The sequence below is a fragment of the Paenibacillus sp. NPDC101420 genome, from assembly GCF_050277435.1.
Classification (GTDB): domain Bacteria; phylum Bacillota; class Bacilli; order Paenibacillales; family Paenibacillaceae; genus Paenibacillus_AQ.
On record NZ_JBNNSE010000008.1, the window covers coordinates 166,370 to 179,331 of the forward strand.

10 protein-coding genes are annotated in these 12,962 nt (G+C 44.3%); 8 read left to right on the forward strand and 2 right to left on the reverse strand.

Annotated elements, in window-relative coordinates:
• The first annotated feature begins 115 nt into the window (after nucleotides 1–115).
• Both trxB and ACQKMP_RS26445 read left to right on the forward strand, forming a co-directional pair.
• Nucleotides 116–1,057: a thioredoxin-disulfide reductase gene (trxB, locus tag ACQKMP_RS26440; protein ID WP_042191901.1), complete on the forward strand. Its 942-nt coding sequence runs from the start codon at nucleotides 116–118 to the stop codon at nucleotides 1,055–1,057.
• Nucleotides 1,058–1,126: 69 nt separating this feature from the next.
• Nucleotides 1,127–1,360 carry a glutaredoxin family protein gene (locus ACQKMP_RS26445; RefSeq protein ID WP_042191899.1) on the forward strand — a complete coding sequence of 78 codons (234 nt, stop codon included), beginning with the start codon at nucleotides 1,127–1,129 and terminating at the stop codon, nucleotides 1,358–1,360.
• A gap of 265 nt (nucleotides 1,361–1,625) precedes the next feature.
• On the opposite strand, the gene ACQKMP_RS26450 is transcribed toward ACQKMP_RS26445, so the two are convergent.
• Both ACQKMP_RS26450 and ACQKMP_RS26455 read right to left on the reverse strand, forming a co-directional pair.
• Complete coding sequence (locus tag ACQKMP_RS26450; RefSeq protein ID WP_042191897.1) at nucleotides 1,626–1,826, reverse strand: hypothetical protein; 201 nt, start codon at nucleotides 1,824–1,826, stop codon at nucleotides 1,626–1,628.
• 215 nt (nucleotides 1,827–2,041) lie between these two features.
• Nucleotides 2,042–3,202 carry an ROK family transcriptional regulator gene (locus tag ACQKMP_RS26455; RefSeq protein WP_339267246.1) on the reverse strand — a complete coding sequence of 387 codons (1,161 nt, stop codon included), beginning with the start codon at nucleotides 3,200–3,202 and terminating at the stop codon, nucleotides 2,042–2,044.
• Nucleotides 3,203–3,578: 376 nt separating this feature from the next.
• Between ACQKMP_RS26455 and xylA the strand changes: the two genes are divergently transcribed.
• From xylA to ACQKMP_RS26485, 6 genes are all read left to right on the forward strand, one after another.
• Nucleotides 3,579–4,895, forward strand: a complete 1,317-nt coding sequence (xylA, locus tag ACQKMP_RS26460; RefSeq protein ID WP_042131068.1) for a xylose isomerase — start codon at nucleotides 3,579–3,581, stop codon at nucleotides 4,893–4,895.
• Nucleotides 4,896–5,167: 272 nt separating this feature from the next.
• Nucleotides 5,168–6,664: a xylulokinase gene (gene xylB / locus ACQKMP_RS26465; protein ID WP_339798647.1), complete on the forward strand. Its 1,497-nt coding sequence runs from the start codon at nucleotides 5,168–5,170 to the stop codon at nucleotides 6,662–6,664.
• 217 nt (nucleotides 6,665–6,881) lie between these two features.
• Nucleotides 6,882–8,669, forward strand: a complete 1,788-nt coding sequence (locus ACQKMP_RS26470; RefSeq protein WP_076285491.1) for a sensor histidine kinase — start codon at nucleotides 6,882–6,884, stop codon at nucleotides 8,667–8,669.
• Complete coding sequence (locus ACQKMP_RS26475) at nucleotides 8,666–10,207, forward strand: response regulator (RefSeq protein WP_427471885.1); 1,542 nt, start codon at nucleotides 8,666–8,668, stop codon at nucleotides 10,205–10,207. Before ACQKMP_RS26470 ends, ACQKMP_RS26475 begins: the two co-directional genes overlap by 4 nt.
• Nucleotides 10,208–10,995: 788 nt before the next feature.
• A complete protein-coding gene (locus tag ACQKMP_RS26480; protein WP_231573511.1) occupies nucleotides 10,996–11,931 on the forward strand; it encodes an ABC transporter permease in 936 nt (311 codons plus the stop codon).
• A gap of 65 nt (nucleotides 11,932–11,996) precedes the next feature.
• Nucleotides 11,997–12,902: a carbohydrate ABC transporter permease gene (locus ACQKMP_RS26485; protein WP_042191881.1), complete on the forward strand. Its 906-nt coding sequence runs from the start codon at nucleotides 11,997–11,999 to the stop codon at nucleotides 12,900–12,902.
• The last annotated feature ends 60 nt before the right edge of the window (nucleotides 12,903–12,962 follow it).

The following is a 12,962-nucleotide window of genomic DNA, read 5'->3' on the forward strand; positions in this document are numbered from 1 at the left end:
TTGGGAGTCTGGCATATTGACATATTTGCTTTCAGTTATCATAATTAACACTACATTATAATTATTTTAAATAAGAAGCGACGTCAATGCCGTTTAGCTCAAGGAGGACATAGATATGTATAAATCAATAATTGTTGGTACTGGACCGGCAGGATTAACCGCCGCTATCTATTTGGCTCGTGCCAATTTGAACCCACTAGTCATCGAAGGACCTCAACCCGGTGGACAATTAACCACAACTACAGAAGTGGAGAATTTCCCTGGATTTCCTGAAGGAATCATGGGCCCTGACTTGATGGATAATATGCGTAAACAAGCTGAACGTTTTGGTGCAGAATTCCGTACGGGCTGGGTGAACAGTGTAGAACTTGGAGAGCGCCCTTTTAAGCTGAATGTTGAAGGAATGGGTGTTCTTACTACAGATACATTGATCATTTCCACAGGCGCTACAGCGAAATACCTCGGTATCCCAGGGGAGCAAGATAACGTAGGACGCGGTGTGAGCACCTGCGCTACCTGTGACGGATTTTTCTTCCGTAATAAAGAGATCGTGGTTGTTGGTGGCGGAGATTCCGCACTTGAGGAAGCGGGTTTCTTGACTCGTTTTGCTTCCAAAGTGACTTTGGTGCACCGTCGTGGAGAATTGCGTGCTTCGAAGATCATGCAGGATCGTGTACGCGCTAATGTTAAAGTAGATTGGAACTTGAACCGTACTCCTCTGGAAGTGACTTCGAGCGAAAGAGGCGTCAATGGACTAAAAGTGCTTAACAATGAGACTGGTGAAGAAGAAATCATCGAAGCAAGCGGCGTGTTTGTTGCGATTGGCCACCACCCTAATACCTCTTTCTTAGGTGGACAGATCACAACCAATGCGGATGGCTATATCATGACGAACCCAGGCACTTCCGAAACTAATATCCCAGGTGTGTTCGCATGTGGTGATGTACAGGATACTCGTTACAGACAAGCGATTACTGCAGCAGGTAGTGGGTGTATGGCAGCTATGGATGCTGAGAAATATATCGAAAGCTTGGAGCACAGTGCAGTTATTCTATAATTTGGTTTGAAAAACCCTCAATGCTACAATTGATATCATCACTGTATATCTTTTATAGGAGGTCATACCATGGAGAATGTAATTGTATATACCTCAACAAATTGCCCGCATTGCCGTCAGGTGAAGAGCTTTTTAAGCGAAAAAGGCGTATCCTACGAAGAACGCAATGTCGAGCAGAACGATGATTTTGCTCAGCAAGTATGGGACATGGGAGTGAGGGCTATTCCTGTAACTGTAATCGGTGAGCATAAAATTGTTGGCATGAACAAAACTCAGTTCGACAAAGCACTCGCGACTGTTTGAAAATATAACAATTTATATGCTGCACAACTATAATATTCTTATATTTCTACGAAGAGCCGATGTCGTCTTAATAGGACGATAAAGTCGTTTCTTCTTGTTAAATAAGATTTCCATAAGGAAATTGTAATGGGCCGTTTCCGATTAGGAGGCGGTCTTTTTTGAAATATAAGAAAGTATAAAATACCTGCGAGCTTTAGCATACAAAAAATAGTCTGACGCATCTGTGCGCAGACTATTTTTATGAAAGTAGATCTAGAAGTAGAGTTTAGGTTTGAGTGAAAGATGTAATGAGCTGAAATAGTACGTATACAGCAGCGCCGCTGCCAATAAGAATAAATCCTGATTTCTTTTTAGCTTGAAAAAAACGGAGCACGCCGAGGCTGATCAAAGGGGCAATAATGAGCAGAAAAAGCAACACAGTGATGAACATCTGTGCCGAGATATCAGACGTATCAACATAGGTCATGGACTCGCTCTCCATTTCAAAAAAGGGGTTGTAGTGATAAATGTCACACTAGCTTGACCTTTATTATATAGGATTTCTGTTCTTTTTACTGCACTTTTGATTCACTCAAATGCGTCAATTTTACGTCAATTATTTCAAAATATAAGAATGTATATGTTCCACGCTATAAATTATTCTTATATTTCTCACATAAACGCTTCGCTTACCGTTATGGATTATAGGGTCACCCGAATATCGCCCAGGAAATGCATAACAGCAGAGAAACCTGCGCCGATCATCGTTCCACGGCTGCCGAGCTTAGAGAATGTAATTTCGAGTTGCTGCTTATGGTAAGGAAGAGTACGCTCAGCTACAACCCGGCGCAGCGGTTCGCCTAGCCATTCTTCAGCCTCAGACAATGCCCCACCGATCACAATAAGCTCTGGATTGAAGCTATTGATTAGATTGGTCACCCCTATACCGAGATATTCACCCATCGTTGAGAAGTGATGCAGGGCGTCTTCTTGCCCGCTGGCTGCATAGCGAACCAGCTCTGGCGTAGTATGGGCAGGGAGGGAGAGATCGGGATTATCATAAGTTTTCTCAGAGGCATATAACTCCCAACAGCCACGACTCCCGCAACTGCAAGGCTTGCCTTGGGCTTCAATCGTCATATGTCCGGTTTCGCCGGCATATCCTCTAGCACCCTTGTATAGTTCTCCACCAATAATAATTCCAGATCCGATCCCTGATCCCGCACTGATGTAAAGGAGATGCCTTACCTCTCGTGCCGCTCCAAAGTTGAGTTCACCCTGTGCACCCGCGTTCGCTTCGTTATCAATGGTGACAGGAACGGAAAATTCAGCTTCGAGTATCGCTCGCAGCTCGACCATTTCCCAGCCAAGGTTGGGAGCGAAGAGTACAACACCATTTTCATCCACCATCCCGGGGACACCTACTCCGATGCCGACGATGCCGTAAGGGGATTCTGGAGCGTTGATAATCAAGCCTGAGATAAGTTTTTTCATTTGTTCCAGAACGTAAGGGAAATCATGGTTTTCTAAAGAAAAATCGCTTTCGTAAAGAATGCCCCCGCTCAGATCACATAAGACCGCTGTTAGCTGCTTTACCCGTAATTCTATGCCGATTACACTACCAGCCATCGTGTTAAAATGCAGCATTAACGGTTTGCGGCCACCGCTTGATTCCCCAGGTCCGACTTCAGTTACCAATTCTTGCGTGCACAGCTCGGCTACCAAATTGGACACAGTAGCTTTATTCAGTCCGGTCATCTCTGAGACCTTCGCGCGCGAGAGTGGAGAGTGTCTTCGAATGGTATGTAGTACAATCGATTTATTTATTTTTTTGACCAGCGCTTGGTCTCCAGTAACCTTCACAAATCACACATCCTTCTTAAATTATAAGAAAGTATAAGCTTCACGGTATACTTTCTCCTTATAATTCTCGCATAAACGCTTACCGTCCTTAAAAGGACGCTAAAGGCGTTTTAGCTTGGCATAGTTCCCATTTGTTGCATGCCACTTAGTCTAGAGTGATGTGCTGCAAATTGCAATACGTAGCGTCCAGAGGAAATTTTCCAACAGGGATCTCCTATATTTGGGAAGAGGAGAGAGGAGGCTAGACAGGGTCCCAAAAAATGGTCATAAAAAACTTATCAAAACTTTGTTTAACCAATATACAAAGTCCAAAAGATGTGTTAAGATGATCCTGTAAACGCTTGCGGGCGAAGCACAAATTGAGGAGGATTACACAATGGCTTATTTTGAGACAGTGAACAAAATCTCTTACGAGGGAAGCCGTTCCACCAACCCTTTCGCATTTAAATTTTACAATCCTAAAGAAGTCGTAGCCGGCAAAACTATGGAAGAACATCTGAAATTTGCAATGGCTTATTGGCATACATTAACTGCTGGCGGTTCTGATCCGTTTGGCGCTGAAACAGCAATTCGCAGCTGGAACAAATTGAACGGTCTGGACAAAGCTAAGGCTCGCGCTGAAGCAGCATTTGAATTTATGGACAAGATGGATCTGCCTTACTTCTGCTTCCATGATGTAGATATCGCACCTGAAGGCGCATCTTTGCGTGAATTCTACAGCAACATCGACACTATCGTTGATATCCTTGAACAAGGCATGAAGACTTCCGGCAAGAAATTGTTGTGGAATACAGCTAATATGTTCACTAACCCACGTTACATGCACGGTGCAGGTTCTACACCTAACGCTGATGTTTTCGCACATGCAGCAGCACAAGTGAAGAAAGGTCTGGAAGTTGGTAAACGTCTGGGCGCTAGCAACTATGTATTCTGGGGCGGTCGTGAGGGTTACGAAGAATTGCTGAATACAGATATGGGTCTTGAACAAGACAACATTGCTCGTCTGTTCAGCATGGCTGTAGATTACGCTAAGGAAATCGGCTTTGACGGTCAATTCCTGATCGAGCCTAAACCAAAAGAGCCTACGAAACATCAATATGATTTCGATGCAGCAACAACGATCTCTTTCTTACAAAAATACAATCTCGACAAGCACTTCAAGCTGAACCTTGAAGCTAACCATGCTACGCTTGCAGGTCATACTTTTGAACATGAGCTTCGTGTAGCTCGTATCAACGGCATGCTCGGATCGCTTGATGCTAACCAAGGTGATACATTGCTCGGATGGGATACAGATGAATTCCCAGTTAACATCTACGATGCAACACTTACACTGTATGAAGTACTCAAGAATGATGGTCTTGGCAAAGGCGGAATCAACTTTGACTCTAAAGTACGTCGTCCTTCCTTTGAGCCTGAAGATCTGTTCCTAGCACATATCGCTGGTATGGATACTTATGCAAAAGGCTTGAAAGTAGCTGCTAAATTGATCGAAGATCGCGTATTCGAAGATTTCGTTGAAAAACGTTATAGCAGCTTCAATGAAGGCGTTGGTGCGGACATCGTATCCGGCAAAGCAACTTTGGCTTCCTTGGCTGAATATGCTTTGAACAATGAGAACCCACGTCCTAACCAATCCGGACGCCAAGAATACTTGAGAGCTACCCTTAACCAATACATCTTGGCTGAGTAGTCTTTACAGGGAGCTTGAAGCTTAGGCTTTAAATCCAGTTTGAACAAATGCAACGGGGGTTGCTGAAGAGAGCATTCTTCGGCAGCCCCCTTTTTGTACAAAGATATTCTAGAAACGCTCATAAAACTAAGTGGATGCTTACGAAGTAAGTTTTACTCGAAGTAATTCAATGAAGCCTATGCTCATAAAACTAAGCAGTATGCTTACGAAGTAAGTTTTATTGCGAAGAGAATCAAGTAGCTAAGCTCCATAAAACTTTTAGGAGGTCAAAAATGAAATACGTTATAGGTGTAGATTTGGGCACTAGCGCAGTGAAGACTGTTCTAGTGGACCCACAGGGCAAGGTGGCTTTTGAGCATTCCGAGTCCTACCCGCTAAGCAGACCGCAGCCGAACTGGAGCGAACAAAATCCTGAGGACTGGGTAAAAGGCACGCTGGTCAGTCTTCGTCGTCTGATTGAAGTATCGGGCATAGACCCATCACAAGTTGATGGTCTTAGCTTCTCCGGGCAAATGCACGGATTGGTACTAGTGGATAAGGAAGGGCAAGTGCTTCGTCCGGCCATTCTTTGGAATGATACTCGTACTACTGCACAGTGCAGAAGAATTGAGAAGACGCTCGGAGCAAAGCTTATTGAGGTTGCTAGAAACCGTGCGCTGGAAGGCTTCACACTTCCTAAAATTCTATGGGTACAAGAGAATGAACCTGAGGTATTATCACAAGCGCATCAGTTCCTGTTGCCAAAAGACTATGTCCGTCTCCGGTTGACCGGTGATTATGCGATGGATTATTCCGATGCTGCAGGAACGCTTCTATTAGATGTAGGTTCTAAAACGTGGAGTGCTGAAATTGCTGAAGCTTTTGAACTGCCGCTTTCCCTTTGTCCTAGACTGGTAGAGTCCTTTGAACAGACAGGAACGTTATTGCCGGATATTGCGGAAGCATCAGGTCTTTTATCATCAACAAAGGTATTTGCTGGTGGTGCGGATAATGCATGTGGAGCACTTGGAGCAGGTGTCCTTGGTGAAGGTCGGACGATGTGCAGTATTGGTACATCTGGTGTAGTTCTTTCCTATGAGAGCAACAAAGATTTAAATCTCGAAGGCAAAGTCCATTTCTTCAACCATGGTGAAAAAGATGCCTACTATATCATGGGCGTTACTCTAGCGGCTGGTCATAGCCTTACATGGTTCAAAGAAACCTTTGCGGCAGACAAAAGCTTTGATGAATTGCTAAGTGGAGTAGCTTCCATTCCAGCGGGTAGCGGCGGACTGCTCTTTACACCTTATATCGTAGGGGAACGTACACCTCATCCAGATGCGAATATTCGCGGAAGCTTTATTGGTATGGATTCAGGGCATACGTTGACTCACTTTACACGTTCTGTATTAGAAGGCATTACCTTTTCGCTACGTGAATCTATTGAGATTGTACGTGATTCAGGCAAAGAGATTACAGAAATCATTGCGATCGGTGGCGGGGCTAAAAATGAGGCATGGCTCCAGATGCAAGCAGATATTTTCAATGCATCCATCGTGAAGCTTGAAAGTGAGCAGGGTCCGGCTATGGGAGCAGCGATGTTGGCAGCTTACGGTAGCGGCTGGTTCACTTCTCTTAGTGCATGTGCAGAAGCTTTCATCCGTCCTGCGGATGTGTATAAACCAGATCCGAAGCAAGCGGCGATCTATGACGGTTTATTTAACCTCTATCAGGAAGTCTACGGTCAGACCCGTGAACTGAATAACAAGCTGGCAGCGTACCGCCAATAATTAAGGACGCCGAAGGGTTTATGCTTGATATGTCTGATAAAAAAGGTCTTTCGCATATGGCGAAGGCCCTTTTTATGACCATCTCGTTTATTGATCTGAGGATAGGCTGTATTCGTAGTTGTTGCCGTTCCTATTTTTCTTCTGTAAAGTATGGGGTATCTCCAGGGCAGCGTTAAACTCTGCATGAGATAGTGAAGGTTTCGGGGGGCGGAAGGCCATGTTCCAATGGATTGTTAAGCTGTTGAATGACATCAAAATCCGCAATAAGCTGTTGCTTGCTTTTTTACTCACTACGTTACTTCCGGTATTACTGGTAGGCGGTTATCTTACGTTTGAGATGAGGACCATGGCGTTTCAGAGCGCACTGGAACAAGCTTCAATCAACGTAGATCGGGTAAAGAAAAGAACAGAAGAAGTCATCGGTGTATCTCAGGATATCGCATATCGCTTGAGCAATGATGCACGGTTGAAGAGACTTGCCATACGTCAGTATGTTAGCACTTATGATGTGGTGGAAGCTTACCGCGATTACTCGGATATGCGTGAGTATCTAAGGTTGTATAAAGATATATCCAACATTCGCTTATACACTGACAACGCTACGCTGCTTAACAACTGGGAGCTGATCAATCCTTCACCTGAGATTAAGGAGAGCCAGTGGTATCAGAGAGCACAGCGGTACGATAGTCTTGTCGGTTGGGAATATATCGAAGATGAGCGTGATAAGCGGAATTATTTAAGTCTTGTCCGCAAAATCGAGCTGGAGGGCTCCAGTAAGATCGGTGTACTCGTTATTAATGTGAACAGTCAGCAGCTTGCATCCATTCTAAGCCAGGAATCTTTTGATACCATGATCGTCGATGATCAAGATAATATCATTGCAGCGAATCGCAAAGATCGGACAGGTAAAAAGCTGGTGGATGTTTCTTTTGACACGAAGCTCTTGGGGCAGGGAAGTGGAAGCTATGAAGCAGTAGTAGATGGTGAAGCTTCCAAAATTGTGATCGAGGAGCTTAAACCACAAGCCAGCCGAAATGCACTACGAATTATATCTGTTTTTTCGATTGAAAGTATAGTTAAAGAACCCAATCAAGTGATTAAGCTTTCGATTACTGTGGTTGCGATAAGTGTTCTATTGGCCTTTTTAATTATATATAGCTTCTCCTCTTTGTTTTCACGACGATTGCTGCATTTAAGCAGACATATTAACCGAGTCAGTACTGGGGATTTTGATACGACATTAAAGATTGATGGCAAGGATGAAATCGCCCTGTTAGCTCGTCAATTCAATTCCATGGTACGCAGCATTAATGATTTGATGTATGAGGTACAGGAATCCAATGCACAGAATAGTCTGCTGGAACAGAAACAAAATGATATTAGATTCAAAATGCTGGCCAGCCAGATTAACCCGCATTTCTTATTCAATGCACTAGAAGCGATTCGGATGGAAGCTCACATGAAGGGGCAAGTGGAAATTGCCCGTGTGGTACGTCTTCTAGGTAAAATGATGCGCAGTAACCTGGAGGTAGGCCGAAGTAAAATTTTGCTTAGTCAGGAATTAGAAGTGGTACGTTGTTACTTGGATATTCAGCAATTCCGTTATGAGGAGAGGTTGAAATATCAATTTACTGTAGACCCTGCCGTTGAATCTCTTTACATGCCCCCGCTTCTTATTCAGCCACTCGTTGAGAACGCAGTAATCCACGGACTGGATAATAAGATGGAAGGTGCATTTGTGACGGTGGAAGTTGTACAAGTTGGGGATCATGCTAAATTTACGATTACAGATAACGGAGTAGGAATATCTCCAATTCAGCTGGAGGAATTACTGAACACGCTTGAGCGTAAGGAAGAGCGTGAAGGTGAGCGAATTGGACTTCGTAATGTACATGACCGGCTAAAACTATCCTACGGCGCAGAATATGGGCTAACGATTGAAAGTAGACCTAATGTAGGAACGGTTATTTTCTTCTGCATACCAATGGAGGACAACAATCTATGATAAAAGTGATGATTGTCGATGATGAGCCGAAGCTACGGGAAGGACTTCGAAGTCTGATCCCTTGGGAGAAGCTCGGTTATACGGTGGTAGCTACAGCAGCTAATGGCTTGCAAGCACTTGAAAAGTATCATACCTTCTACCCGGAGCTGATCGTTGCTGATATTCGTATGCCTGGAATGGATGGTCTGGAAATGATTAGTGAGCTTCGTAAAGAAGGCTCAGAAAGTCATGTACTCATTTTGAGTGGACATGCTGATTTTGAATATGCTAAGCGGGCGATTGGATATCGGATCGACGGCTATTTGCTGAAGCCAGTGGATGAGGATGAGATGATCGTATGTCTGGAACAGCTACATGAAACGATTGAGCAGGAGCAGCGGTTCAGTGACTGGAATGAGGAGGAGCCCGCTCGTAATAGGGAAACTTTACTCCGAGCGCTTCTACAGCCAACCTCAGAGGAAGAACTGGAGGAGGACCTTAGCAGACATGTGGATGCGCTAGGACTCGATCAGGGAAATTATGAAGTCATTCTCATTGAGTTAAGAAAAACAGCTGGTGCAAATGATGAGGATCTCCGGGGAATCAAAACAGTAATGGAACAGCATTTTAGTAATCATCCTAATGCATCATTCTTTACATTGTCACAGTATTTGGGCATTCTCATGAAGGATCCGGACCAGAGCGTGAGCAAGCGGGAAGAATTATATAAGGGATTATCTGCAGTGATAGAACCAAAGGGTTACGACTTCATTGCAGTAGCGGGGGGAGTAGTACCTCGACCTGAAATGGTGGGAGAATCGTTTAATTCAGCACGTGAACTGTTAAGACGTTCCTTCTTCTTCAAAAAGGGGATCATCATCAGTACAGATCCTTCAGGATTTCTGATGGAGATGAAGGAGAAGACTGAAGAGGATCAGGAGACGGAGAGTCGTCTGCTGCTTGCAGTAGAAACCGGAAGTCTGAGCGCGATTCGACCGATAGTGCTGACTATCTGTGCTGAACTTGTATCTGCGGGCAGCGACGAATTGCGAATTAAAGAGACCTTTGTGAGACTCCTTAGTACTGTCCTGGCCCGTCTGGAGCCTACGTATCCGGAAATTCGCACTTATGCAGCAGAGCATTCCCCTCCAATAGGGGAGCTTTATCAAAGTTATTATTTGTCTGATTTGCAGGATCAGGCTGTCTCATTTCTCGAAGAAATTGCGGGTCAGATGACCAGTGGGCGTGGAAATGAAATTAAGAAGATCACAGAAATAATCAACCGTCGCTACAATGAGAACCTAAAGCTGGAGACCTTATCCGAGTTATTCTGCTACAACAGCGCTTATCTCGGTAAAATGTTCAAGAACACCACAGGAGAATACTTCAATACGTACGTGGACAAAGTGCGGATTGAGAAGGCTAAGGAATTTCTGACGCAAGGGATGAAAGTATACGAGGTGGCTGAGAAGGTAGGGTATATGAACCCTGATTATTTCAACGCTAAGTTCCGTAAATATGTAGGAATCTCACCAACTTCTTATCGTAAAAGCATCTAAGGATGGTGTGGTATTCTTGTCTTGTCTGTTATACCCGTGGCTGAGTTCAGGTGGTTTTCTGAACTTCAGTCCACGGGTCTTTTTTTGTTTTCCCTACTCCCACCAATTGTACGTGGTGAAGTATTAATGTAGTTAAATAGACACCTGCTTAAGCTTATGCGGGTGAAGGGTTAATGCAGTTTCTTTTGATTTTTGGTTCAATAAAATCTGCTGGTAAAGGAGCGAAGAGGGATTTTTGAAACTGTAGAAGCGTTGAAAGCTTCTAATTTTAAATTGGTGACTGGTAGAAGAACGAAGAGGAATATTTGGAACTGTAGAAGCGGAGCGTTCGCCCGAAAGCTTTTCGTAGAAAAGCTAGCTTCGAAAGCATATGCTATCCTCGGATTTCTACCGCGAGAAGCGGTTCAAATCAGGAAATCTGAGGATAACAGCGATCGGAAGTCCAAATATTCCGCGTAGTGGCTGGTTACCAGAAGCCTAGTTAGAAATTTCGAAGAACCAGCGATCAAAAAGTTCGAACATTCCTCGTAGTGACTAATATCCAGCAAGCAAAGTGTTTTTAGGAGTCCAATTCAAAGAATAATGTAGACGCCAGCAGCATTAGCCCCCCTGTGTCGATGAGCCGAAATGAGAATTCACCCCGGACAAAAATCTCTAATTTTCACCTGATTTTAAGTCGAATTTATAGGGTACTGCAATCGCTTACAAAGTTTTAGAATTAAGGCATAGAGAGGAGGGGCTTTATGAAAGCGGACACAGTAACTGCTCAAATCCCGCCGGACACCCGAATGCGCAACAAAAAGCCTGCTTCAGGAGGACGGTTTTGGAGAAGCTTTAAGAATCAAAAGTATTTGTGGCTGATGTCGATACCTTTTGTAATCTGGGCATTCGTCTTCAGTTATCTCCCATTATGGGGCTGGACGATGGCTTTTCAAAAGTACAAGCCCGCACGTGGCTTTTTTGAACAAGAATGGGTAGGTTTTGAACACTTTAAGACACTGTTCAGTGACTCGCAATTTCTTCTGGCGCTGCGTAACACGCTAGCGATGAGCGGAATGGGCTTGGTCGCAGGCTTTATCTTTCCGATAACGTTTGCAATATTGCTCAATGAATTGCGTCTTGGATTTTTTAAACGTTTTGCTCAGACCGTCTCGTATTTGCCTCACTTTGTATCATGGGTGGTTGCAGCGGGAATTGTAACTAAAATGTTATCTAGCGAAAATGGTCTTGTAAACGATCTCTTGTTAACAATTGGATTTATAGACTCACCTATCCAGTTCATGGCTCAGGGCCATCTCTTCTGGGGAATCGTTACTTTATCAGATGTGTGGAAAGAAACCGGATGGAATGCGATCATCTACCTTGCAGCCATCTCGGGTATTGGACCTGAACTGTACGAAGCGGCTCGAGTGGACGGTGCCAGCAGGCTCCGCCAGGTATGGCATATTACTCTTCCTGGTATCCGGCCGACCATTACAGTGCTACTTATTATGTCGATTGGTAATTTGCTGAATATCGGCTTTGAGAAGCAATTCTTGCTTGGAAATAACCTCGTTACCGACTACTCTCAGGTGCTGGATCTGTACTCTCTGAAATACGGACTAGGCATGGCGAGATATTCCTACGGTACCGCGATCAATATATTCAACTCAGTGATCAGTGTAATCCTGCTGTTTACGATTAATGGAATCTTCAAGCGTACAACTAAAGAGAGCCTTCTGTAACACAGAAGGCCCTTCTACCAATCGTGGCTGCAATATTGCCCTTTTCATGAAAGGAGAGCGTTACAGTGGGAAACACAGCTATCACCGGAAAGTCGTGGTCAGACCGGATCTTTGACTTCATAGTGTACTTTGTAATACTGTTCGTGGTTGTAATCACGATCTATCCGTTTCTGAATGTGCTTGCTATCTCGCTGAATGATTCAGTGGATAGTGTGCGCGGCGGCATCACCATTTATCCTCGGGAATTTACCTGGGACAATTACTTAAAAATCTTCAGTTTCGCAGGGCTGATCACCGGGTTTAAAATATCCGCTTTGCGGACAGTCGTCGGTACTTTGTTCGGTCTGATCAGTGCCTCGATGCTAGCATTTACGATCAGCCGTCCTGATTTCGCAGGCCGCAAGTTCGTCTCTACATTCTTGGCGATGACCATGTATATCTCTGGAGGAATGATTCCAATATACATGCTGATCAAGGATCTCCATATGATGAACAGCTTTGCAGTCTATGTATTACCTGGACTGGTTAGTGCCTTTAACGTCTTCGTCATCCGCTCCTTCATTGACGGACTGCCGTATGCACTGCAGGAATCGGCGAAGCTGGATGGAGCGAATGATTTTACCATTTACTGGCGTGTCATCCTGCCGCTGATGAAGCCGGCCCTAGCAACAATCGCACTGTTCCTAGCGGTAGGTCAATGGAATGCTTGGTTTGATACGTATTTGTATAATGGTTCAAGCCCTCATCTGACAACACTCCAATATGAACTGATGAAGGTTCTGCAGAGTACAACCAGTGGTAATGGTGGCGATTACCGCTCCAACATTGCTTCTCTAGCTTCGAATCAGGTCTCGCCAGAGTCTATCAAGATGGCGATTACGATTGTCGTAACCGTGCCAATTTTGTTGGTGTATCCGTTCATTCAGAAATATTTTGTTCAAGGTATGACACTTGGCGCTGTGAAGAGCTAATCACAGCTAATAGGGGAGCATAGTCTCCCCAAAGCTTTAAGAGTGTTTTGTATCCGTTTT